This is a genomic window from Escherichia sp. 93.1518, assembly GCF_013368915.2.
Lineage (GTDB): Bacteria > Pseudomonadota > Gammaproteobacteria > Enterobacterales > Enterobacteriaceae > Escherichia > Escherichia ruysiae.
In genome coordinates this window covers 14,358-37,543 of the sequence record NZ_JABWMT020000011.1, presented here as the reverse complement: position 1 = coordinate 37,543, position 23,186 = coordinate 14,358, and the positions used below count along the sequence as shown (strand labels likewise).

The 23,186-nt window shown below is 46.8% G+C and carries 25 protein-coding genes and 6 pseudogenes; 16 read left to right on the top strand and 15 right to left on the bottom strand.

Going from position 1 to position 23,186, the window contains the following annotated elements:
- Positions 1-4: 4 nt before the first annotated feature.
- From trpB to HEN21_RS10210, 5 genes and pseudogenes are all read left to right on the top strand, one after another.
- On the top strand, positions 5-1,198 hold the full coding sequence (gene trpB / locus HEN21_RS10230) for a tryptophan synthase subunit beta (protein WP_001625108.1): 1,194 nt from the start codon (positions 5-7) through the stop codon (positions 1,196-1,198).
- On the top strand, positions 1,198-2,004 hold the full coding sequence (gene trpA, locus HEN21_RS10225; protein WP_000443099.1) for a tryptophan synthase subunit alpha: 807 nt from the start codon (positions 1,198-1,200) through the stop codon (positions 2,002-2,004). Before trpB ends, trpA begins: the two co-directional genes overlap by 1 nt.
- Positions 2,005-2,385: 381 nt before the next feature.
- Positions 2,386-2,565, top strand: a complete 180-nt coding sequence (locus HEN21_RS10220) for a con-10 family general stress protein (RefSeq protein WP_000807651.1) — start codon at positions 2,386-2,388, stop codon at positions 2,563-2,565.
- 85 nt (positions 2,566-2,650) lie between these two features.
- Positions 2,651-3,151: pseudogene (locus HEN21_RS10215) on the top strand (ferritin-like domain-containing protein).
- Between the two features lie 45 nt (positions 3,152-3,196).
- On the top strand, positions 3,197-3,703 hold the full coding sequence (locus HEN21_RS10210) for a ferritin-like domain-containing protein (RefSeq protein WP_001079483.1): 507 nt from the start codon (positions 3,197-3,199) through the stop codon (positions 3,701-3,703).
- Positions 3,704-3,761: 58 nt separating this feature from the next.
- On the opposite strand, the pseudogene HEN21_RS10205 reads toward HEN21_RS10210, so the two are convergent.
- Positions 3,762-3,887 (bottom strand): annotated as a pseudogene (locus tag HEN21_RS10205) (OmpW family outer membrane protein); the annotation flags it as partial.
- Between the two features lie 968 nt (positions 3,888-4,855).
- Here HEN21_RS10205 and HEN21_RS10200 point away from each other — a divergent pair.
- A complete protein-coding gene (locus HEN21_RS10200) occupies positions 4,856-5,398 on the top strand; it encodes a cytochrome b (RefSeq protein WP_183082910.1) in 543 nt (180 codons plus the stop codon).
- Between the two features lie 74 nt (positions 5,399-5,472).
- Here the strand turns inward: HEN21_RS10200 and HEN21_RS10195 are convergent.
- Both HEN21_RS10195 and HEN21_RS10190 read right to left on the bottom strand, forming a co-directional pair.
- Positions 5,473-5,980 (bottom strand): annotated as a pseudogene (locus tag HEN21_RS10195) (DUF2514 domain-containing protein).
- The gene (locus HEN21_RS10190) at positions 5,977-6,510 is read right to left on the bottom strand and encodes a lysozyme (RefSeq protein ID WP_105285785.1); all 534 of its coding nucleotides are present in this window, start codon (positions 6,508-6,510) and stop codon (positions 5,977-5,979) included. Before HEN21_RS10190 ends, HEN21_RS10195 begins: the two are co-directional and overlap by 4 nt.
- A 127-nt stretch (positions 6,511-6,637) precedes the next feature.
- Between HEN21_RS10190 and HEN21_RS10185 the strand changes: the two genes are divergently transcribed.
- Positions 6,638-6,955, top strand: coding sequence for a hypothetical protein (locus HEN21_RS10185; protein ID WP_176251902.1), 318 nt, complete (start codon positions 6,638-6,640; stop codon positions 6,953-6,955).
- A 230-nt stretch (positions 6,956-7,185) separates the two neighbouring features.
- Here HEN21_RS10185 and HEN21_RS10180 read toward each other — a convergent pair whose 3' ends face one another.
- The 4 genes and pseudogenes from HEN21_RS10180 to HEN21_RS10165 form a co-directional block, all read right to left on the bottom strand.
- On the bottom strand, positions 7,186-7,401 hold the full coding sequence (locus HEN21_RS10180) for a class II holin family protein (protein WP_105285782.1): 216 nt from the start codon (positions 7,399-7,401) through the stop codon (positions 7,186-7,188).
- 77 nt (positions 7,402-7,478) lie between these two features.
- Complete coding sequence (locus tag HEN21_RS10175; protein ID WP_261785824.1) at positions 7,479-7,784, bottom strand: DUF826 domain-containing protein; 306 nt, start codon at positions 7,782-7,784, stop codon at positions 7,479-7,481.
- Positions 7,785-7,809: 25 nt separating this feature from the next.
- Positions 7,810-7,986 (bottom strand): DUF1378 family protein, encoded by a 177-nt coding sequence (locus HEN21_RS10170; RefSeq protein ID WP_105285780.1) that lies wholly within the window; start codon positions 7,984-7,986, stop codon positions 7,810-7,812.
- A 135-nt stretch (positions 7,987-8,121) separates the two neighbouring features.
- Positions 8,122-8,301 (bottom strand): annotated as a pseudogene (locus HEN21_RS10165) (DUF6645 domain-containing protein); the annotation flags it as partial.
- A 517-nt stretch (positions 8,302-8,818) separates the two neighbouring features.
- Between HEN21_RS10165 and HEN21_RS10160 the strand changes: the two are divergent.
- Entirely contained in the window at positions 8,819-9,778 is a 960-nt protein-coding gene (locus HEN21_RS10160) for a lipid A deacylase LpxR family protein (RefSeq protein WP_176251903.1), read from the top strand.
- 501 nt (positions 9,779-10,279) lie between these two features.
- On the opposite strand, the gene HEN21_RS10155 is transcribed toward HEN21_RS10160, so the two are convergent.
- On the bottom strand, positions 10,280-10,495 hold the full coding sequence (locus HEN21_RS10155) for a TrmB family transcriptional regulator (RefSeq protein WP_176251904.1): 216 nt from the start codon (positions 10,493-10,495) through the stop codon (positions 10,280-10,282).
- 172 nt (positions 10,496-10,667) lie between these two features.
- Positions 10,668-11,378: pseudogene (locus HEN21_RS10150) on the bottom strand (hypothetical protein).
- Here HEN21_RS10150 and HEN21_RS10145 point away from each other — a divergent pair.
- Positions 11,331-12,318 (top strand): annotated as a pseudogene (locus tag HEN21_RS10145) (tyrosine-type recombinase/integrase); the annotation flags it as partial. The pseudogenes HEN21_RS10150 and HEN21_RS10145 overlap by 48 nt on opposite strands.
- Before the next feature lie 45 nt (positions 12,319-12,363).
- On the opposite strand, the gene ompW reads toward HEN21_RS10145, so the two are convergent.
- Complete coding sequence (ompW, locus tag HEN21_RS10140; protein ID WP_000737249.1) at positions 12,364-13,002, bottom strand: outer membrane protein OmpW; 639 nt, start codon at positions 13,000-13,002, stop codon at positions 12,364-12,366.
- A gap of 354 nt (positions 13,003-13,356) precedes the next feature.
- Here ompW and HEN21_RS10135 point away from each other — a divergent pair, with 354 nt between their 5' ends.
- The 3 genes from HEN21_RS10135 (at position 13,357) to yciA (ending at position 15,172) form a co-directional block, all read left to right on the top strand.
- Positions 13,357-14,100: a YciC family protein gene (locus HEN21_RS10135; protein WP_000028527.1), complete on the top strand. Its 744-nt coding sequence runs from the start codon at positions 13,357-13,359 to the stop codon at positions 14,098-14,100.
- A 29-nt stretch (positions 14,101-14,129) separates the two neighbouring features.
- Entirely contained in the window at positions 14,130-14,669 is a 540-nt protein-coding gene (locus HEN21_RS10130) for a septation protein A (RefSeq protein WP_000808667.1), read from the top strand.
- Positions 14,670-14,773: 104 nt separating this feature from the next.
- Positions 14,774-15,172, top strand: a complete 399-nt coding sequence (gene yciA / locus HEN21_RS10125) for an acyl-CoA thioester hydrolase YciA (protein WP_000108155.1) — start codon at positions 14,774-14,776, stop codon at positions 15,170-15,172.
- Positions 15,173-15,211: 39 nt separating this feature from the next.
- On the opposite strand, the gene tonB is transcribed toward yciA, so the two are convergent.
- Positions 15,212-15,931: a TonB system transport protein TonB gene (gene tonB / locus HEN21_RS10120; RefSeq protein WP_176251907.1), complete on the bottom strand. Its 720-nt coding sequence runs from the start codon at positions 15,929-15,931 to the stop codon at positions 15,212-15,214.
- A 223-nt stretch (positions 15,932-16,154) separates the two neighbouring features.
- Here tonB and HEN21_RS10115 point away from each other — a divergent pair, with 223 nt between their 5' ends.
- The gene (locus tag HEN21_RS10115) at positions 16,155-16,451 is read left to right on the top strand and encodes a YciI family protein (RefSeq protein WP_000967596.1); all 297 of its coding nucleotides are present in this window, start codon (positions 16,155-16,157) and stop codon (positions 16,449-16,451) included.
- A gap of 300 nt (positions 16,452-16,751) precedes the next feature.
- The gene (gene kch, locus HEN21_RS10110) at positions 16,752-17,999 is read left to right on the top strand and encodes a voltage-gated potassium channel protein (RefSeq protein ID WP_010350461.1); all 1,248 of its coding nucleotides are present in this window, start codon (positions 16,752-16,754) and stop codon (positions 17,997-17,999) included.
- Between the two features lie 53 nt (positions 18,000-18,052).
- Here the strand turns inward: kch and HEN21_RS10105 are convergent, their stop codons facing one another.
- Entirely contained in the window at positions 18,053-18,226 is a 174-nt protein-coding gene (locus tag HEN21_RS10105; protein ID WP_001309467.1) for a YciY family protein, read from the bottom strand.
- 142 nt (positions 18,227-18,368) lie between these two features.
- Between HEN21_RS10105 and cls the strand changes: the two genes are divergently transcribed.
- Positions 18,369-19,829, top strand: coding sequence for a cardiolipin synthase (gene cls, locus HEN21_RS10100; protein WP_000214525.1), 1,461 nt, complete (start codon positions 18,369-18,371; stop codon positions 19,827-19,829).
- Positions 19,830-19,863: 34 nt separating this feature from the next.
- A complete protein-coding gene (locus tag HEN21_RS10095) occupies positions 19,864-20,193 on the top strand; it encodes an HI1450 family dsDNA-mimic protein (protein ID WP_000366958.1) in 330 nt (109 codons plus the stop codon).
- 51 nt (positions 20,194-20,244) lie between these two features.
- Here the strand turns inward: HEN21_RS10095 and oppF are convergent, their stop codons facing one another.
- Genes oppF through oppC form a run of 3 tightly spaced genes read right to left on the bottom strand, consistent with a single transcriptional unit; the run spans position 20,245 to position 23,179 of the window.
- Positions 20,245-21,249: a murein tripeptide/oligopeptide ABC transporter ATP-binding protein OppF gene (gene oppF, locus HEN21_RS10090; RefSeq protein WP_000994883.1), complete on the bottom strand. Its 1,005-nt coding sequence runs from the start codon at positions 21,247-21,249 to the stop codon at positions 20,245-20,247.
- Complete coding sequence (gene oppD / locus HEN21_RS10085; RefSeq protein ID WP_000110935.1) at positions 21,246-22,259, bottom strand: murein tripeptide/oligopeptide ABC transporter ATP-binding protein OppD; 1,014 nt, start codon at positions 22,257-22,259, stop codon at positions 21,246-21,248. Before oppD ends, oppF begins: the two co-directional genes overlap by 4 nt.
- An 11-nt stretch (positions 22,260-22,270) precedes the next feature.
- Complete coding sequence (oppC, locus tag HEN21_RS10080) at positions 22,271-23,179, bottom strand: oligopeptide ABC transporter permease OppC (protein ID WP_000979659.1); 909 nt, start codon at positions 23,177-23,179, stop codon at positions 22,271-22,273.
- Between the last annotated feature and the right edge of the window lie 7 nt (positions 23,180-23,186).

Genomic DNA, 23,186 nt, shown 5'->3' with positions numbered 1-23,186 from the left:
AACAATGACAACATTACTTAACCCCTATTTTGGTGAGTTTGGCGGCATGTACGTGCCACAAATCCTGATGCCTGCTCTGCGCCAGCTGGAAGAAGCTTTTGTCAGCGCGCAAAAAGATCCTGAATTTCAGGCTCAGTTCAACGACCTGCTGAAAAACTATGCCGGACGTCCGACCGCGCTGACTAAATGCCAGAACATTACGGCGGGCACTAAAACCACTCTGTACCTGAAGCGCGAAGATTTATTGCACGGCGGCGCACATAAAACCAACCAGGTGCTGGGTCAGGCGTTGCTGGCGAAGCGGATGGGTAAAACCGAAATCATCGCCGAAACCGGTGCCGGTCAGCATGGCGTGGCGTCTGCCCTTGCCAGCGCCCTGCTCGGCCTGAAATGCCGCATTTATATGGGAGCCAAAGACGTTGAACGCCAGTCGCCCAACGTTTTTCGTATGCGCTTAATGGGTGCGGAAGTGATCCCGGTGCATAGCGGTTCCGCGACGCTGAAAGATGCCTGTAACGAGGCGCTGCGCGACTGGTCAGGCAGTTATGAAACCGCGCACTATATGCTGGGCACCGCAGCTGGCCCGCATCCTTACCCGACCATTGTGCGTGAGTTTCAGCGGATGATTGGCGAAGAAACGAAAGCGCAAATTCTGGAAAGAGAAGGTCGCCTGCCGGATGCCGTTATCGCCTGCGTTGGCGGCGGTTCTAATGCCATCGGTATGTTTGCTGATTTCATCAACGAAACCGACGTCGGCCTGATTGGCGTGGAGCCTGGCGGTCACGGTATCGAAACCGGCGAGCACGGCGCACCGTTAAAACATGGTCGCGTGGGCATCTATTTCGGTATGAAAGCGCCGATGATGCAGACCGAAGACGGGCAGATTGAAGAATCTTACTCCATCTCCGCCGGACTGGATTTCCCGTCCGTCGGCCCGCAACATGCGTATCTCAACAGCACTGGACGCGCTGATTACGTGTCAATTACCGATGATGAAGCACTGGAAGCCTTTAAAACGCTGTGCTTGCATGAAGGGATTATTCCGGCGCTGGAATCCTCCCATGCCCTGGCTCATGCGCTGAAAATGATGCGCGAAAATCCGGAAAAAGAGCAGCTGCTGGTGGTTAACCTTTCCGGTCGCGGCGATAAAGACATCTTCACCGTTCACGATATTTTGAAAGCACGAGGGGAAATCTGATGGAACGCTATGAAACTCTGTTTGCCCAGTTGAAGGAGCGCAAAGAAGGCGCATTTGTTCCTTTCGTGACTCTCGGTGACCCTGGCATTGAGCAGTCGCTGAAAATTATCGATACGCTAATTGAAGCCGGTGCTGACGCGCTGGAGTTAGGCATCCCCTTCTCCGACCCACTCGCGGATGGCCCGACCATTCAAAACGCGACTCTGCGTGCTTTTGCGGCAGGAGTGACCCCGGCGCAGTGCTTTGAGATGCTGGCACTGATTCGCCAGAAGCACCCGACCATTCCCATCGGCCTTTTGATGTACGCCAATCTGGTGTTTAACAAAGGCATTGATGAGTTTTATGCCCAGTGCGAGAAAGCCGGCATCGATTCGGTGCTGGTTGCCGATGTGCCCGTGGAAGAGTCTGCGCCCTTCCGTCAGGCCGCGTTGCGCCATAATGTCGCACCTATCTTTATCTGCCCGCCGAATGCCGATGATGATTTGCTGCGCCAGATTGCTTCTTACGGTCGTGGTTACACCTATTTACTGTCGCGAGCAGGCGTGACCGGAGCTGAAAAACGCGCCGCGTTACCCCTCAATCATCTGGTCGCGAAGCTGAAAGAGTACAACGCTGCGCCTCCGTTACAAGGGTTTGGTATTTCTGCCCCGGAACAGGTAAAAGCAGCGATTGATGCAGGAGCTGCGGGCGCGATTTCTGGTTCGGCAATTGTTAAAATCATCGAGCAACATATTAATGAGCCAGAGAAAATGCTGGTAGCATTGAAAGCTTTTGTACAACCGATGAAAGCGGCAACACGCAGTTAATCCCACAGCCGTCAGTTCTGCTGACGGCATTTTGTATTCCTTTAACGAAGCCAGAAAAATCTTAATTTTATTTATTATTTGCCTTTTTACCGTTTTGCTTAACCCTAACATACGTCAACTTACGTCATTTTTCCGCCCAACAGTAATATAATCAAACAAATTAATCCCGCAACATAACACCAGTAAAATCAATAATTTTTCCTAAGTCACTTATTCCTCAGGCAATTGTTAATATACCTAGAAGTTTCCTCAAAAATATATTTCCCACCCTCCTTCTTGCCACACTTAATTTGACTAATTCTCATTAGCGGCTAATTTTAATGAGTGTCGACACACAACACTCATATTAATGAAACAATGCAACGCAACGGGAGAAATAACATGGCCGAACATCGTGGTGGTTCAGGAAATTTCGCCGAAGACCGTGAGAAGGCATCCGACGCAGGTCGTAAAGGCGGTCAGCACAGCGGCGGTAATTTTAAAAATGATCCGCAACGCGCATCCGAAGCGGGTAAAAAAGGCGGTCAACAAAGCGGTGGTAATAAATCAGGAAAATCCTGATTCACCGTTAATTATTAATATCAGCTGATAAAGATAATTGCATCTGCGGGCCGTATGGCTCGCAGTGATTCCACTGGAGAAAAATATGAATATGAAGACCATTGAAGATGTATTTATTCACCTGCTTTCAGATACCTACAGCGCAGAAAAACAGTTAACCCGTGGACTGGCAAAACTCGCAAGAGCAACATCAAACGAAAAATTAAGTCAGGCTTTTCATGCGCACCTCGAGGAAAATCATGGACAGATTGAACGAATTGATTAAGTTGTGGAATCCGAATCGAACCTGAAAATTAAGCGCATGAAATGTGTGACAATGGAAGGTCTTATTGAAGAAGCTAATGAGGTCATCGAAAGCACCGAGAAAAACGAAGTGCGTGATGCCGCACTGATTGCCGCTGCACAGAAAGTCGAGCACTATGAGATCGCCAGTTACGGGACCTTAGCGACGCTGGCTGAACAATTAGGTTACCGTAAAGCAGCGAAGCTTCTTAAAGAAACCCTGGAAGAAGAAAAGGCTACCGATATCAAACTGACTGATCTGGCCCTTAATAACGTAAATAAGAAAGCCAAAAATAAAGCCTGAAATATGAACTTAAACTTTCAGTAATTTTATAAAGAGGACATTTTCATGAATCGTATTGAACATTATCATGACTGGCTACGTGACGCCCATGCAATGGAAAAGCAAGCAGAATCTATGCTTGAATCAATGGCCAGCCGCATAGATAATTATCCTGATTTACGCGCACGTATTGAACAACATCTTAGCGAAACTAAAAACCAGATTGTTCAACTGGAAACTATTCTTGACCGTAATGACATTTCGCGCTCAGTCATTAAAGATTCGATGAGTAAAATGGCGGCGCTTGGGCAGTCTATTGGTGGTATTTTCCCTTCTGATGAAATTGTAAAAGGTTCAATTAGCGGCTATGTCTTCGAGCAATTTGAAATCGCCTGCTATACCTCACTATTAGCTGCGGCAAAAAATGCCGGTGATACAGCCTCTATTCCGGTCATCGAAGCGATTTTAAATGAGGAAAAGCAGATGGCCGACTGGCTGATTCAGCATATTCCGCAAACAACTGAGAAATTTTTAATTCGCTCTGAAGCTGATGGCGTAGAAGCGAAGAAATAATACCCTTTATGCCATGTCCTTATTGACCCCGTAATTACGGGGTCATTTTTGCGGGGAATTAAAAGCGATAACCTGCTGAGAACATAAACACCCACGGATCGAGGCGTACGCTATCGTGTTGCTGTGCACCGCCCAGCTTATAATTGGCGGTAGTATCGATATCCATGTACCAGACTGGCAGGTTTTGAAAAAGGTAATAACCATTTGGTTATAAAAAGAAAAACAAGACTTTTAGTCGCTTTTTTATACCGATTCCCTGCTACATTAACTGTTTGATTTCGTTGAACTCTTTTTTAGTTTTGCAGGGGCTTATTCCTGTCAAATTGGTCTTCTCCCACCCGATACATCCACATATCGGTTGTTTGCCATACCAACGAATTTTCAGTATCCATAAAATGTTCATTTTTGTAGCGCAAAGCCCTGAATATTTAATCAGGGCTTTTTATGTAATGGAATGCATTCAACCGCGCCAGACTCGCCATTATCATCAAAAAATCTGCCCCCCTGCCGTGCAAAAATGCGAACAACATCACTCCACTAATCAGCCTGTTATGGCATGATTAGCACGCTGACCATTATAAAAACCTGATATGTAGTGGCACACTAAATTTGGTCACCTGATTAATGTTTAGCGATATTACAACAGGCACTCAATGAATACATGTTATAAGGCTCTCGCTCAGGAGCACTGAATCGTTCCATTCCTGAATTAAATTTCTGCGACTCTTCCATCACTATCTCCTGATAAATAATATCATGCGACCACGGTCGCACGGCTCTGAATACACGTCCTGTTTATCCCCCCTCACACAGGACTGGCGAGCATGATGGACAAACTCGCGAATCATAAACGCGGTAAAAAACCGGTGTGCATCGTTTTTGATTATCCCCGCACACTCGCGCAGAGGAGTATCCCGTAATGGCTGCGGTCTCTGTTAATGCGGGAACACGGCGACGATACAGCGCCAGTTATGGGTATGAAAATCCTCACTATCGCAAAGCTATATCAACCTGTAGTGATGCGAAATTACCCGTAGCAAAAGGTATCTCCGCACATCTGCAAGAACACAGCCTTAAACACTCAGATGAAATAATGATTTGTTAAGATTTATATTATATGTTCGACATGGTACAACACTTAAGGGATGAAATATGAACAGATACTCTAAACTTCAAATTCAATTACATTGGCTGACTCTCGTATTAATAGCTATAGCCTGTGCTGCCATGGAACTTCGAAGTTTGTTTCCTAAAGGGTCTTCCGCCTATTTGCTTATGAGAGAAACACATTACAATGCTGGTATATTTATCCTTCTACTGATGATAATAAGAGTAATTATCAATAATAAATATATAACACCAGCTATTACGCCGCCCCCACCTGCATGGCAAATGATATCAGCCAAATTCATGCAAACCCTGTTATACTTATCTTTTTTGGTGTTACCAATATCAGGACTTGCAATCATGGTTTTTGGAGGTAAAGCATGGAGCCTTCTGGGGATTGATATTCCCACTTTCGCTAACACCGACGGAGAAGTAAAATCCGTAGCCAAGACTATTCATGAATCACTTGCAAACATTGGTTATTTATTAATCACACTCCATGCTGGCGCTGCATTAATTCATCATTATATTCAGAAGGACAATACACTTGTCAGAATGCTCCCTGAGCACCAGCATGATAAAAAGTGAGGAAGAGAAGAACCATCACTCTGACAGGTATTTTATAATACCTGTCACACTCTGTACCTCAGTTTCAGTGACTATTAGTACGTCTCTGTCAGATAATTTGAATCTCTGACTAAATTATAAATGCGTTCACATGTCAATCCAGCGCGGTAATTTTCGTCAGCTCGTTTAGCATAATATCCAGCTTCTTCTGCAAGGCTTCCGGGCATGTCGGCGAGCATTGCGACGTTGCTTTCGATTGTTTTGCTTCTGACGGTAGCGGCAATATTTGCGGTATGCTCTGCCGATTCCAGTCTGACTGGTAAGCTTTGTTGCTTTTTCCCGCAACTGACTAACAGTGGCAGATAAACCAGCAACAGTAGCATTGGCTTTGACAGCTTTCTCTTGTGCATCTTTGACAGCCTCATCACGGGCAACAATACGCCCCTGTTCAATCCTCCTGGTAGCAATCTGCGTATTAACAATCTGCGACGACTCTTCACTGTCCCGCTCAGCCCATTTCGTTTGCCATTCTCTTTCACACCAGACATTTCCGGCAATAAATGAGCCAATTGACAGCAATACAATGGCCACAAGCTTAATCAATTATCTATCCCCCAGCACGTCAGCATGCTTTCCTGGTCACGCCGTGATACCTGACCGTAGCAGTTGTTTGAGCGAATACGGCAGTCTTTGCCACCATCCTTAATCCACCAGCGAATCGCCTCGCAGGCACCTTTACGATCACCGGCATTAAGCCGCTTATAAAACGTCGACGGGAAACACTTACCTGGGCCAATGTTGTACGGACAGAACGACGCGATACCTGCTTTCTGCGGCTCAGTCAGCGATACCTGGATATTTTCCTCCACCCACGCCAGCGCCTTATTGCGCTCGATGGCGTTCACCTGCTCGCATTTTGTCTTCGTCAGTTTCATGCCAGGAACGACAGGCTTACCGTCCACCATTGTGGCACCACGGCAGATGGTCCAGATACCCGTACCATCACGGTATGCTGTTATGTGGTTGCCTTCCTTTTCATCCAGAAACTGGTCGAGAATTTCAGGCGCAGAAGCCCCTGCGGCAATCATCGCCAGAACGGCAGCCGACAGGCCGTATTTGATTTTTGCACTCATGGATATTTATCAGGATTTATCGGTTTCTCATTCCATGGTATGTCTGGTGCGTAATCCAACATTCACAACACATATAATCAATATACTCACCGGGACACATCAGATAACAACAAATGAGATTTTATAAATGAATAACAAAGACAATTTACGCAGGGAGTTTTTGCAGGTAATGAATGAAAATATTAAGTCAGAGCTCCGGAGACTTATCACGGATAATAGCGAAACCACTAGAGCCATTCTCGCAGAGCCTTACGGCAAACTGTCAACAGAAACGATGGATATCGTTATCACCACATTAACACCATTAATGCTTCTGCATCTGAAACACCATATTAACAAATGGGTTAATGAGGAATTCAGTCGCCCTGATTGCCCATGGGATAAGAATTATGCATGCCTGCAAAAAAAGCGAATTTTCAATAATCTATCATTAAAATTCAGATAGCCAGAAACCTGTAGTACCCCTTTTTCCCTTGGTTCCCATGACAGGCACAAACCATAATGTACTTTACTGAATGGTGGTTATCAGAATCACAAAGAAGAGGCTTCATCAGCGATGCTTACTTTTCTGCACCACTGACCAGTGCTTCAATCCCCGCAGCAACCTGAAAATCCCCCATTATCCAGGCAATCATGTATCCCTTTAACAACCAGTTAGTATTTTTTATTCATCACCTACTCTCCACGCGCCGCCTTACGACGATCATCTTTAATTTTGAAATACAGATTCGTCAGGTACGTCAGCAAACCAAACAGCAGACTCCCCAGCACACCTATCGCCGCCCACTGAGACGGGGATAGCCTGTCCAGCAACTGCAGAAACCAGTATCCCGTCCCCACCGCAGACGTGGTGTATGACACTCCTGTTGTGATTTTTTCCATCTGGTACATATCCCCGCCTCCCGTTCACCGAAAGCGCACGATAACAAAAGACCACCGCGATATGCTGGTGGCCTGTGCGTCATGTATCACAGCATGGTCGCTGGTTCAGGCTGCAGTACATCAGCCGGTTGTTCTCCAGCACCGGGTTGTGCCTCAGGTTGTTCGCTGCTGTTTTCCACCGGAGAGTCTGCTGTATTCTCACCATCCCCTGCCTGTGGCGCAGATGCCCCCTCAGCAGGTCCGATAAGCTCATCCAGAATCGCTTCCACATCAGCATCAATCTGAGCCTCAAACGTTTTACGGATAGATGCTTTCAGCGTACCGCGTACTTCTTCAGTGCGCAGCGCAGACTTCACTGCATCAGCAGTGACAAGTTTTTTCATTTCTGTCATGGGATTTTCTCGCTGTGAGATGTGATTACGGGAGGGGGGGAGCTTTTGGCTCAGCTGACTGACTGGCGCTGATTTTTTCAGCCGCCATGGCATCAATTTTTTTACGGATGTAGTTACGGATGATTTTATAACCGCCACTCACCAGATATAAGACACATACCACCGTGCAGAAATACAATAAAATAAGCTGTAAAAATATCATTATCCCTCCCAATTATTGATATGGTGTTGACATCGTTAATACCTGTTGGTTAAAAAAGCGTCCTGCATTTTTTGCTTTGGACATAACGACCTCTGCCGCCGGTTTCCTTGTTTTCCCTTTCCCGGCGGCATTTTTTTATCCTGCTGACGGGTTATTCACTTCCACCATAATGCTGCCAATCAGTACCGGATACGTTGCATTACTGGTGATATCGGTCAGGCGTAACTTGTCTGCCGCCAGTGTCCCTACCGGAGACTGCGACAGCATGAACGGTGTCCCGTCCTGTCCATCAATCACCGGCGTCACCTGAATGCTGGTAATATGCCCGTACGGCCTGCATAAGTGACGACATATGGATGTATTTCAGATGATGTACCCACCTTGTGGTTCATTCGCATAAAAGAAGCCCCTCCAAAGAGGGGCTGATGGCCGCATTTACTTCCATCGTCGGTATGACGCCGGGAGCCTCCCGGTGAATCCTGCAATGACCAGACAGGATACGTAACTGGCCTATGCGATAACGCGACCAAACATATGTCATTATTCCCATCTGCACAGGGGGATTCACAATGCGATTATTATTTGAATAACAGAAACCCAAGGAAGATCAACACTGTGATATTAATAAAACTCAATATTCATATTTTATTATCGAATACAGAAATAAAAACCTTTACCACCTCCAGATAATAATAATCACCATTTATTCTTATATGATAAAAAAATACAACATAAAAGATATCTCATTGAAAAACAAAAAGCCATCATGTTAAAAACACAACACATATACGCCCACAAGAAAACACACAATATAAACATTGGAGCAATATTCATGAACAAATACATTACAATACCTGCATTGCTAATAATAAATATCAGCATCCCTACTGCCAATGCTGACAGCATTTCCTTATCATTAGCTAATGATGATGCTGGCTTCTTTCAATCTACGCTCAACAAGATTTATAGCCATAAAGATGAAAAACGCGACGATTATACACAGGGGCTTTTCATTGGCTATAGCCATAATGTTACAGAGTCAGGTCAGCTATCGTTTCATCTTGCACAAGATATTTATTCTCCATCCGGTACAAATAAAAGGCACCCAATAGCTGTAACCGGGGACAGAGCCTTTAGTGCATATCTTCATACGGGAGTTGAATGGAGCGATGTCATTACAAACTGGTTTCGCTATCGTTTTGGTACGGATTTTGGCGTAGTAGGACCTGATGCCGGTGGACAAAAAGTTCAGAATAAAGCACATACAATTATTCATGCTGAAAAATATCAAGCCTGGGATGATCAAATTGAAAATCGCTACGGTTATACAGTTAAAGGCATGGTATCTCTTACACCCAATATTGAATTAATGGGCACAAACATTGGAGTTTACCCTGAACTATCAGCAGTAAGTGGCAACTTGTTTCAGTATATTGGATATGGAGCAACATTTGCCATTGGAAATGATAAAATATTTAACTCAGACAATGGTTTTGGCCTGCTTGCGAACAGGGGATTAATCCACTCATCCGGGAATAGTGGATTAATATACAAAGTATTTGCCGGTATTGAACGACGCGAAGTCGATCGCAACTATACTTTGCAAGGAAAAACACTTCAAACAAGGAGTGAAACTGTTTCGCTAAACAGAACTGTTGATGAATATCGTGTCGGCGCAACAGTAGGTTATTCTCCGGTTGCTTTAACCTTGTCGTTAAATCGTGTATCACCAGAGTTTAAAACGGGTAAAGATTACTCTTACATTAATGGCGCAATCACTTTCATCTTCTGATTGTCAACCTACCACCGCCCCTTCCATAATTTCATTATGTGACTCTGAGGGTGCTTTCTGGCATATACAGAAATATTACTCAGAGTCAATTTTATCAGGCACACCGTAAAGCCCACCATTCCTGACATCCTCACCCATCTTCGCACTTCATTACTCTAGTGGGGTAGATATCAGGAGAATATTTTTACAAAAGATTATTAAGAATATCGACAACATCGTCAAAAAGACCAGTCCAGAAGAGTTAGTAAGCTTATAAGTATATTTTCAGATGGAACAACTGGATGTATTTTCTAACATAATCCGTCCTCCCCAATAAATTCCAGACTGGCGGCGTTGATAAACTCACAACTGCATATTTTCACAGGTCAAGCATGGGTCATTAAGCCTGTCTCTGATAGACCTACTGCTTTTGCGCAAAGCAGTAGAGCTGAGGTTTGCTTATGACCCCAACGCATGAGAATATAGCTGGTAGGTGCTGCTAACACCCACCAGCCCCGCCCATTACCCCAAATTAAAGAGTCTTCTCTGCGTAAGGCGTCTATAACAACCGAACTGATAATCTGCGAGAGCCGCCATAACAAGCTGGGTCAGTATAAACCGGCAGCGTTCGCGTGAAAGGTAAGTATTCTGCGCAATTTCCCGACATCGCCGGCCGGTGGAGCTTAATTCATTAAACACCACTTTGTCAGCTTCAGTCATATCCTGCTGTTTTAGCATGTCTTTTCCCTTTTCCTGTTAACGTGGCACACTAATAAGTCTTGTCTGAAAAGCCAGCAAGATAAAAGCACTATTCACGACCACCAGCGTCTTTACCGTACTACACCAAGCCTACGGGCACAAAAAACCGCTCAATGGCGGGAAATAAAAATTCTTTGTTACTCAGGAAATTTTAACGCACTCTGATTTCATTAATTTCAAAGTCATCAATATGCCCTCTATTAAGTATGACGAACTTCATACTCACGCTCCTGTACGATTTCGATAACACCAGACGTTCATCATAGCGTGCAATAACGTAATACCAGACATTCTCATAGTAGAGCGCCTGATATTCCTGGTTAAACTGGGGTTTGTACCAACCGGCAATAAGAGAGAATGTCCAGAAATAAATCATAAATCCGACCATCATGAATTCAATCCGGTGATGACGAATAAAAGACACTTCCGAAATACATTTGTCTGAGATAAGCCTCCTGCCTGACCTGACAAGAAGTGTGATTATTAAAACTGTAATAACACATAAAGCCAGTGCATCTGACGCAAGGTGCTGATGAATTGCCGGAAACTCCAAAACAGGCGGAACAAAAAGCAGCAATATTGCCAGAAAAAGCCTGATAAAACTCAAATTCTGTATATTATTTTTTTGTTTTATGCCTAAAAAGAAAACAATACCAACTCCCCATCCAACAAGAAATATAACGATAACTGTAACAGCATAAAACAAACTGCGGGCCACATCATCAACGCCAGCCCCAACAACTCACCATGGAAATCCATAGTAAAAGGAAGTACCCCATCCATAGAAATAAGCACTTCCCCACCCAAGACACAGGCAGAAGCTATTGCAGCAGGAGCGAACAGCCGTCTTGCCAGGCAACAAATGGAACAAATGCTCAGCCTGCAGGAGAAAATTATTAATGATACCGGTGGTTCATCAACCATTTCCGTTTTTCTGAATAGTTACAGAAAAATTCAACAGGAAAGATATGAAAACGGAGAGATCACTCAACACACTGAAACAGAAAGCGCCCCCTCTCAGGGTATTTGATGAACGTTTTGGCACCAGGCCATTAGATGCCATAACCGTAAAAGATGTGGTATCGGTGCTGGAAGATTACAAGGCAAAAGGACATAACAGAATGGGACAAATTTTCAGGAAAGTACTGATCGATGTTTTCCGGGAGGCTCAGCAAATTGGCGATGTCCCGCCAGGCTTTAACCCTGCAGAATCGGCAAAAAAACCACAGGTACGGATATCAAGGCAACGACTGACCTTTGATGAGTGGATGATGATCTATAATGCAGCGGAAAAGGATGGTTACTTTTTACAACGCGGTATGCAACTGGCTCTGATGACGGAGCAGCATCTTTCCGCTATTTGCAAAATGCAGTTTTCGGATATCAGAGATGGCTACCTCCATGTCGAGCAACAAAAAACAGGAGCCCGGATCGCCATCCCTCTTGCCCTGCGTTGCGACAAATTAAGTCTTACTCTGGGTGATGTGGTGTCATCCTGTCGTGACTGCGTTCTAAGTCCGTGGTTATTACATCATCATCACGCTAAAGGGACAGGTAAACATGGCGGGATGGTTAAGCCAGCAACGTTAACAATTGCATTTAAAAAAGCCAGGGATTCTGTGGATTACAACTGCCGTGCTAATGGCACCCCACCCTCTTTCCATGAGCAGAGCTCTCTATCAGAACGATTGTTCAGAGAACAGGGAATTGATACCAAAATTTTGCTGGACCATTCGAATCAAAAAATGACCGATATTTACAACAACGCACGCGGTAAGGAATGGAAAAAACTGGTCATTTGATGACCAGTTTTGCAGAGGAGTTTTGCAGAGGTTTTGCAGAGAAAATTAAAAACGATATCCTGCTGAGAACATAAACACCCACGGATCGAGGCGTACGCTATCGTGTTGCTGTGCACCGCCCAGCTTATAATTGGCGGTAGTATCGATATCCATGTACCAGACTGACATGTTAACCAACCAGTCACGGTTAATCAGATAATCAACCCCCACCTGCCCGGCTGCTCCCCAGGAATCTTTCAGACTGAGATCGGAAAGCCCGGCCTCTTTGCCATGATCGTTAAATCCATTATCAAAGAACGTGGTGTAGTTAATACCGGCACCAACGTAAGGACGGAATTTGCTGCTGGCATCACCAAAATACCACTGCGCCATCAGTGTTGGCGGCAGATGATGGACTGTTGCAATATCACCGGTCGCGCGAGTACCAATTTTATGGCGGAAAGGCGTCGCTGCCAGTAATTCAACACCGATATTGTCAGTCGCCATATACGTAAACGTCAGGCCCAACTGAGTGTTATTAGTCACACTAAACCCACCCAAACTTCCTAATGTACCACCAGCGCCTTCTGTCGGACGCACAGTCGCAGAACCTGCACGCATAAAAAACTCGCCTGCTTCATGCGCAAAGGCCGTGCCAGAGAGAAGAGTTGTTACTGCCAAAGCCGCCACTGTTAATTTTTTCATATCCGCTCCGTCGTTATGGTTATAAAAACGTGACAAATATACCTACATTGGAGTAACAAATGATCCTACACAGATCACACTACATTCTCTAAATCACCATTTATTGATCTGGATTAATTTAGAAGTTGCATCAAAAATCCTGGTTAACGTGATTTAAATCAATTTTTATATATTTTCGCTGCGCAAATATTAACGCGCTCGCCACTTGCTCCTGTCTGCACACATAAATGCCAACAATTACCTCCGCTTTACAAAGATATGCTTTTCCATACATGACCTGATGCTGCCACTGAGAGGCTAACCAGGGTACAATTGCCCGCTAATTAACACCTGCATAAAACTCAAGGAGAGTGCATGTCTATCACGGCGCAGTCCGTATACCGTGACACCGGAAATTTCTTCCGTAATCAATTTATGACCATTCTGTTGGTATCGTTGCTTTGTGCATTTATCACAGTGGTGTTAGGACATGTTTTCTCACCCAGTGACGCTCAACTTGCGCAGCTCAATGACGGTGTACCCGTTAGTGGCGGCGGTGGGTTGTTCGACCTGGTACAAAATATGTCCCCGGAACAACAGCAGATTTTGCTGCGTGCGTCTGCCGCTTCTACCTTTTCAGGATTAATCGGTAACGCCATTCTTGCGGGCGGCGTATTATTAATGATCCAGCTAGTGTCCGCCGGTCAGCGGGTCAGCGCATTACGGGCAATTGGCGCGAGCGCTCCGGTATTACCGAAGCTATTCTTGCTAATCCTCCTGACGACATTGATTGTGCAAATAGGCATCATGCTGGTGGTCGTTCCTGGTATCATCATGGCCATCCTGCTGGCGTTGGCTCCCGTGATGCTGGTCCAGGATAAAATGGGCATTTTCGCCTCCATGCGCAGCAGTATGCGGCTGACATGGGCGAATATGCGTCTGGTGGCACCTGCGGTATTGAGCTGGTTACTGGCAAAAACTCTGTTGTTGCTGTTTGCCTCTTCGTTTGCCGCATTAACCCCAGAAATTGGCGCTGTACTGGCGAACACCTTGAGCAACCTGATTTCAGCCGTATTGCTCATCTATCTGTTCCGTCTGTACATGTTGATTCGCCAATAACCCTAAGCATTTGATTACGGAATCGTAAAATGAAGCAGTTTCTTGATTTTCTACCGCTGGTTGTCTTCTTCGCGTTCTATAAGATTTATGACATCTATGCGGCAACTGCGGCGCTGATCGTCGCCACAGCGATTGTGCTTATTTATAGCTGGGTTCGCTTTCGTAAGGTTGAGAAGATGGCCCTGATCACCTTTGTTCTGGTGGTCGTCTTCGGCGGTCTGACGCTTTTCTTCCACAATGATGAGTTTATTAAATGGAAGGTCACCGTTATTTACGCACTGTTTGCCGGTGCCTTGTTGGTTAGCCAATGGGTAATGAAAAAGCCGCTGATTCAACGTATGTTGGGTAAAGAGCTTACCCTGCCGCAGCCAGTATGGTCGAAGTTGAATCTGGCCTGGGCAGTCTTTTTTATCCTTTGCGGGCTGGCAAACATCTATATCGCTTTCTGGCTGCCACAAAATATTTGGGTCAACTTCAAAGTGTTCGGTCTGACCGCCCTCACCTTAATCTTCACGCTGTTAAGCGGTATCTATATCTACCGCCACATGCCACAGGAAGATAAATCATAACCAGACAGCCAGTCCTTCGGGGCTGGCGCTGTATCTCCTCTGTTCTCCTCAGGAAAATCATAGTAGCATCGCGCCTGTGATTTTCCTTTTTAGTCGGTTTTACCATGTCAACAACACATAACGTCCCCCAGGGCGATCTGGTTTTACGAACTTTAGCCATGCCTGCCGATACCAATGCCAATGGCGATATTTTTGGTGGTTGGTTGATGTCGCAGATGGATATTGGTGGTGCCATTCTGGCAAAAGAAATTGCACATGGTCGCGTCGTGACCGTTCGCGTGGAAGGCATGACTTTTCTGCGACCTGTAGCAGTCGGTGATGTGGTGTGCTGCTATGCGCGCTGTGTCAAGAAAGGGACAACATCTGTCAGCATTAATATTGAAGTGTGGGTGAAAAAGGTGGCGTCTGAACCACTTGGGCAACGCTATAAAGCGACGGAAGCATTATTTAAGTATGTCGCGGTTGATCCTGAAGGAAAGCCTCGCGCCTTACCCGTTGAGTAATAGTCAAAAGCCTCCGGTCGGAGGCTTTTGACTTTTTGCTTACTGAATTTCGGTGGTGCCGTTAATTTTAAACAGAATATTTACCACAATTCCACTTCCTGGCTTACCCGGCTCGTAGCGCCATCTACGCATCGCGTTTTTCACTTCGCGCTCAAACATGTTTGCGGGTTTGGCGGAAAGAATTTGTACGTTATCCACGCGACCATCCGGTGTAACGTCAAATTTAACTTTAACCTGCCCTTCAATGCGCAATGCCTGCGCGCGCGCTGGATACTGCGGCTGATTACGGCTTAATGCGCGTGGTCCTGACGCCACACTGGTGACCGGTTTGCTGGTTGCAGCCGTTGCCGTACTTGATGTCGGGCGTGCGGGTGCCGTATTTTCAAACGGTGATGCCGGACGCGACTCCGCTGGTTTAACATCGCGCTTTGGCTGTTCCTGCACCTTTTTCACTGGCTTCGGTTTTGGCTTAGGTTTCGGCTTCGGCTTTTCAATGACCACCGGCGCTTCTTTTGGCGGTTCTGGTAATGGTTCAGGTTCCGGCTCTGGCTCCGCCACCGGCTCTGGTGGCGGTTGAACAGCTTGTGGCGGTTCAAGATCGGCTGGCGCAACCATGGTGACAGAAATCGGCTGCGCGGGCGCAGGTAGTTCAATAACCTGATGTACCGAGGTATAGAGTAGACCCGCCACGACAGCACCGTGAATGCAGACTGAAAGTAACGTCGGCCAGGGGAAGCGGCGAGGTAAATCAAGGGTCATTGAAGTCATAATCATTTCAGTAGAAAAACCAGGCCTCGATTTTAAATGCAAATAGCAATCATATTCAATAACGCAAAACGATCAGGATCAGTGAAAACGCAATTTTTGGCGTAATTAGCCTGACTTTATCCAGACTCTTAACAAAGACATCATCTTTCCGTTGCAGATCTTCGCCCTTTCAAATAACGTACTTTACAACTTTTCCGAACAAGGAGTTGTGCCCGTGTTGTATGTAATTTACGCTCAAGACAAAGCCGATAGTCTCGAAAAACGCCTTTCCGTTCGTCCGGCACATTTAGCGCGTTTGCAGTTACTGCATGATGAAGGTCGTTTGCTGACTGCGGGACCCATGCCAGCAGTTGATAGCAATGATCCTGGTGCCGCTGGTTTTACCGGTTCGACGGTGATTGCTGAATTTGAATCTCTGGAAGCAGCGCAAGCCTGGGCCGATGCCGATCCTTACGTGGCGGCCGGAGTGTATGAACAAGTTTCAGTAAAGCCCTTTAAGAAAGTATTCTGAATAGAGGCTCCACATCTTAGAACACGGTTTTAGCAACCGTGTTCTTGTTTGGCCTTTCCTTGTAGGTATGCCATCGCAGCCACCATCACAAACAGATAATAACTTTATCTGTATTTCTTTATACGATGTCAGCATATTCAGGAAAAATGCCCCTCCCGGACAAGGTATTGCTCAATCAAATCCTTTGATTACTGCGGATAAAGTCATCTACTATTGTTTAACATATTCACGCGTCGCATGTATGTTCACATTATGTACGCGTAGAGATAATTAAACAAAATTGTGGTTACAGAGGTATCAGTGAGTCACTGGGCTACATTCAGGCAAACAGCAGTAAATTTATGGGTGACCCTGCGGCACGATATTATCGCGCTAGCCGTCTTTTTAAATGGATTGCTTATTTTTAAAACAATCTATGGCATGTCGGTCAATCTGCTCGATATCTTCCATATCCAGGCGTTTTCGGAACTTGATCTCTCCTTGCTGGCCAATGCGCCGCTGTTTATGCTCGGCGTCTTTCTTGTTCTGAATTCGATCGGCTTGTTATTTCGGGCAAAACTGGCATGGGCAATCAGTATTATTTTGTTGTTAATAACACTGATTTACACCCTTCATTTTTATCCCTGGCTGAAATTCAGCATCGGTTTTTGCATCTTTACGCTGGTGATTTTACTGGTGCTGCGCAAAGACTTCTCACACAGTAGTGCCGCAGCCGGGACAATTTTTGCTTTTATTAGTTTTACGACGTTACTGTTTTACTCCACCTACGGCGCGCTGTATTTAAGCGAGGGTTTCAATCCGCGAATAGAGAGCCTGATGACCGCCTTCTATTTTTCGATAGAAACGATGTCAACCGTGGGCTATGGCGATATCGTCCCCGTTTCTGAATCGGCACGCCTGTTTACTATTTCCGTCATTATTTCTGGCATTACCGTTTTCGCCACCTCCATGACCTCTATTTTTGGTCCCCTTATCCGAGGAGGATTCAATAAACTTGTGAAAGGAAACAAGCATACGATGAATCGTAAAGATCACTTTATTGTTTGCGGTCACTCCATTCTGGCAATCAACACGATTCTACAACTGAATCAACGCGGACAAAACGTAACTGTTATCAGTAACTTGCCAGAAGATGACATCAAACAACTTGAGCAACGCTTAGGCGACAATGCTGATGTTATTCCCGGTGACAGCAATGACAGTTCGGTATTAAAGAAAGCGGGAATTGATCACTGTCGAGCTATTCTGGCACTCAGTGATAACGATGCAGATAACGCTTTTGTCGTCCTGTCAGCCAAAGATATGAGCAAAGATGTCAAAACGGTGCTTGCGGTCAGTGATAGCAAAAACCTGAACAAAATTAAAATGGTACATCCGGACATCATTCTTTCGCCGCAGCTTTTTGGCAGCGAAATTCTGGCGCGGGTTTTAAATGGTGAAGAGATTAATAATGATATGCTCGTCTCAATGTTGCTGAACTCCGGGCATGGTATTTTCAGCGATGACGATGAAACGAAAACTGGCAGTAATGAATCGGCACAAAAATAGATTATAAAGGCCGAAGGCAAACTTATCGGGCACCGCGATGGTGCCCGTAACATTCAGATATTGTAGATCGCAAACAATAACGAGTTACGCTGTTTGTTTAGAATGCACTTCCTGATGCTGTGGATACGCATATTTCGGCGAGACTGCCCCTCAAGCCAACGCGATTTACGCCGGCTAGCCTGACGCTGCATACGCCAGCGTCCCACTTCCGTTCTACTCCGCTTCATGTTAACTACTCTATGCAATAACAGAGCGGTCATTATACCCTCGCCCCCGACGCTGACCAGTGCTTTTCCCGCGTTTTTATTTGCCAGATGAATCCATATGCGTAAACTCATAACAATGCGCTTTCAAAAGGATTTCTAATCTATGACAACCGTTTATACGTTGGTGAGTTGGTTGGCCATTCTGGGATACTGGTTGCTCATTGCAGGCGTAACATTACGCATTCTGATGAAACGACGTGCAGTTCCCTCCGCCATGGCCTGGCTGTTGATCATTTATATTCTGCCGCTGGTCGGAATTATTGCCTATCTTGCAGTCGGCGAACTCCACTTAGGTAAACGCCGTGCCGAACGCGCCAGAGCGATGTGGCCTTCTACCGCTAAATGGCTTAACGATCTTAAAGCCTGTAAACATATCTTCGCGGAAGAAAACAGCAGTGTCGCCGGGCCGTTATTCAAGCTCTGCGAGCGTCGTCAGGGGATCGCCGGGGTCAAAGGAAATCAGCTACAACTGATGACCGAATCTGATGATGTAATGCAGGCGTTAATCCGCGACATCCAGCTCGCCCGGCATAATATTGAGATGGTGTTTTATATCTGGCAACCCGGCGGTATGGCGGATCAGGTAGCTGAGTCATTGATGGCAGCAGCCCGACGCGGTATTCATTGCCGACTGATGCTCGATTCCGCCGGTAGCGTCGCGTTCTTCCGCAGTCCGTGGCCAGAACTGATGCGTAATGCCGGTATCGAAGTGGTCGAGTCCCTAAAAGTTAATCTGATGCGCGTATTTTTACGCCGTATGGATCTGCGCCAGCACCGCAAGATGATCATGATCGATAACTACATTGCCTATACCGGCAGCATGAACATGGTCGATCCGCGCTTCTTCAAACAGGATGCAGGTGTAGGACAATGGATTGACCTGATGGCGCGTATGGAAGGTCCTATTGCTACCGCAATGGGGATTATTTATTCCTGTGACTGGGAGATTGAAACTGGAAAACGCATTCTGCCACCACCGCCAGACGTCAATATTATGCCGTTTGAGCAGGCCAGCGGCCATACGATCCATACCATTGCTTCTGGCCCCGGTTTCCCGGAAGACCTGATTCACCAGGCCCTGCTCACCGCTGCATATTCGGCGCGCGAATATTTAATTATGACGACGCCCTACTTCGTGCCCAGCGATGATTTGCTTCACGCTATTTGCACGGCAGCGCAACGTGGTGTTGATGTCAGTATTATCCTGCCACGTAAAAATGACTCAATGCTGGTTGGCTGGGCCAGCCGCGCGTTCTTTACTGAACTACTGGCTGCAGGGGTTAAAATTTATCAGTTTGAAGGCGGATTACTGCATACCAAGAGCGTGCTGGTCGATGGCGAGTTAAGTCTGGTGGGCACCGTTAACCTCGATATGCGTAGTCTTTGGCTGAACTTTGAAATCACGCTGGCGATCGACGATAAAGGTTTTGGTGCTGACCTCGCCGCCGTTCAGGACGATTATATTTCGCGTTCACGTTTACTTGATGCGCGATTGTGGGCGAAACGACCACTCTGGCAGCGCGTTGCCGAGCGACTGTTTTACTTCTTCAGCCCGTTGCTGTAAAACGTGGCCAACAGATGTTAAACGGGTAGTGACTATGGATATGGATTTAAACAATCGCCTGACCGAAGATGAAACACTTGAACAGGCCTATGATATTTTTCTCGAACTGGCCGCAGATAATCTCGATCCGGCTGATGTTCTGCTGTTCAATCTTCAGTTTGAAGAGCGCGGCGGTGCGGAGTTATTCGACCCGGCAGAAGACTGGCAGGAGCATGTTGATTTCGACTTGAACCCGGACTTTTTTGCCGAAGTGGTGATTGGCCTGGCGGACAGTGAAGATGGTGAAATCAACGATATTTTCGCCCGTATCCTGTTATGCCGCGAAAAAGATCACAAACTTTGCCATATTATCTGGCGAGAATAAATAATCGCTTTTGGTGTGATAAAGGGCTGACAGTTGTCAGCCCTTTTTGTTTTAAAGCGGATCGACTTTCAGGCAAGAAACGGCATGTCTGAAACTCCCCTCCAGCACAGGTCGCGTTTTGGCACACTCAGGACCGGCAATCGGGCAGCGGGTACGGAAAACACAACCGGAAGGCGGGTTGATCGGCGACGGTAATTCCCCTTCCAGTAACTGAATAGATTTATTCTTTTCCAGATCCGGGTCAGGAATGGGCACTGCCGACATCAATGCTTTGGTATAAGGATGCAGCGGATTATGGTAGACCTCATCATACGTCCCCAGTTCTACCGCATGTCCGAGATACATCACCAGCACGCGATCGGAAATGTGTTTTACCACTGCCAGATCGTGGGCGATAAAGATTAATGACAATCCCATCTCACGTTGCAACTGCTGGAGCAGGTTGACTACCTGCGCCTGAATTGACACATCCAGCGCCGACACCGGCTCATCGCAGATAATCAGCTTCGGTTCAAGAATAAGTGCACGAGCAATCCCGATACGCTGACACTGCCCGCCGGAGAACTCATGCGGATAGCGGTTAATCAGATTGGGTAGCAAGCCAACTTTCATCATCATCGCCTTCACGCGCTCACGAACTTCCTGACGTGACATTTTCGGATGATAGGTGCGCAGCGGTTCTGCGATGATCTCGCCGATGGTCATACGTGGATTCAGCGACGCCAGCGGATCCTGAAAAATCATCTGGATATCACTACGAACGGCACGCCATTCATCGGGCTTCATCCCCAACAACTCTTTGCCTAACCAGGCAACACGACCGTCAGTAGCCTTGACCAAACCGATGATGGCACGAGCAAAGGTGGACTTACCGCATCCCGATTCCCCTACCACACCTAATGTTTCCCCTTCATACAGGCGAAGCGTGACACCATCGACCGCTTTCAGCGTTTTTGCCGGTTGCCAGAACCACTGTTTGCCATCTTTGATCTCAAAGTGCACTTTCAGGTCAGCGATTTCGAGGAGGACTTTTCTTCCTTCGGTTACAGCATTCATAACAGCTCCTCCACCGGTTTAAAGCAGGCACGCAGACGACCAGGCGTAAACTCTTCCAGCGGCGGCGCACTACTACAAATTTCCATCGCATACGGACAACGTGGCTGGAACGGGCAACCTTTCGGTAATCGTAGTAGGTTTGGCGGATTACCCGGGATGGTCAACATGGTTTCACCTTCCGCATCAAGGCGCGGCACCGCATTCAGCAAACCGATAGAATAAGGATGAACGGGTTGATAAAAGACATCGCGCGCATTGCCATATTCCATCGTGCGCCCGGCGTACATCACCAGCACTTTGTCACAGATCCCCGCCACGACACCAAGATCGTGAGTGATCATAATGATGGCGGTATTAAATTCCCGCTTCAGTTCATTCAATAGCGTCATGATCTGCGCCTGTACGGTCACGTCCAGCGCGGTTGTCGGCTCATCGGCAATCAGCAGTTTAGGCCGACACAGCAACGCCATCGCAATCATGACGCGCTGACGCATCCCACCAGAAAATTCATGCGGGAACATCTTCATGCGCTTACGCGCTTCTGGCATTTTTACTGCATCAAGCATCCGCACCGACTCTTCAAACGCTTCAGCCTTGCTCATGCTTTTATGCAGCATCAGCACTTCCATCAACTGCTCACCGACGCGCATATAAGGATTTAATGAGGTCATCGGATCCTGAAAAATCATCGAGATTTGTTCAGCGCGCAGTTTGTTGAGTTCTCGCTCTGGAAGATTGAGGATTTCTCGCCCATTGAACGTTGCCGAGCCGCCAATATGTCCGTTGGCAGCCAGCAGCCCCATTAAGGCAAACGCGGTTTGCGATTTACCCGAACCAGATTCACCAACGATACCCAGAGTTTCCCCGGCACGCAGGGAAAAATTCAAATCATTGACCGCCGTGACGTCGCCATCCGGGGTACTAAAGGTGACACGCAAATCTTTCACGTTCAGCAGTGCGTCAGCCTGTTGTTGTGCGAGCGGCACAGTTGCAGTTTCAATTACGCTCATGGCTGCACTCCTTAACGATCTTTCGGGTCGAGGGCATCACGCAAGCCATCGCCGATAAAGTTGAAACAAAACAGCGTCACCACGAGAAATCCCGCAGGGAACAGCAGTAACCACGGAGAGACCTCCATTGAGTTCGCGCCATCACTCAGCAATGCGCCCCAGCTGCTTAACGGCTCTTGTGTACCCAGCCCCAGGAAGCTTAAAAAGGATTCAAAGAGGATCATGCTGGGCACCAGTAGCGATGCGTAGACCACCACCACGCCGAGCACGTTGGGCACAATATGGCGAATTACAATGCCGGGCGTAGATACACCGCCAACTTGTGCCGCCTCAATAAACTCTTTGCGCTTCAGACTCAGGGTTTGCCCACGCACAATACGCGCCATATCCAGCCAGGAAACCATGCCAATCGCCACGAAAATCAGCAGGATGTTTTGGCCGAAAAAGGTCACCAGCAAAATGACGAAGAACATGAATGGGAAGGAGTTGAGGATTTCCAGCAGACGCATCATTACCGAATCCACTTTGCCGCCAAGATAACCGGAAAGTGAACCATAAAGTGTACCTACGACCACTGCCACCAGCGCCGCAGCGACACCGACCATGAGTGAGATTCGTCCGCCAATCGCAACGCGCACCAGCAGGTCGCGACCAGATGAGTCAGTACCGAAGTAGTGACCAGATTCCATATCCGGGGCGCTGGACATCATTGCCCAGTCGGTATCGTCATAAGCAAATTGCGAAAGCATCGGTGCCAGGATAACAAACAGCGCAATCAGCACCAGTACAATCAGACTGGCGACCGCCGCACGGTTATGCATAAAACGTCGGCGTGCGTCCTGCCACAAGCTGCGCCCTTCGACCTCCAGCTTTTCACTGAAATTTTCCAGCGTCTCGCTGTTTTTCTTACTTAACATCATCGCGAGC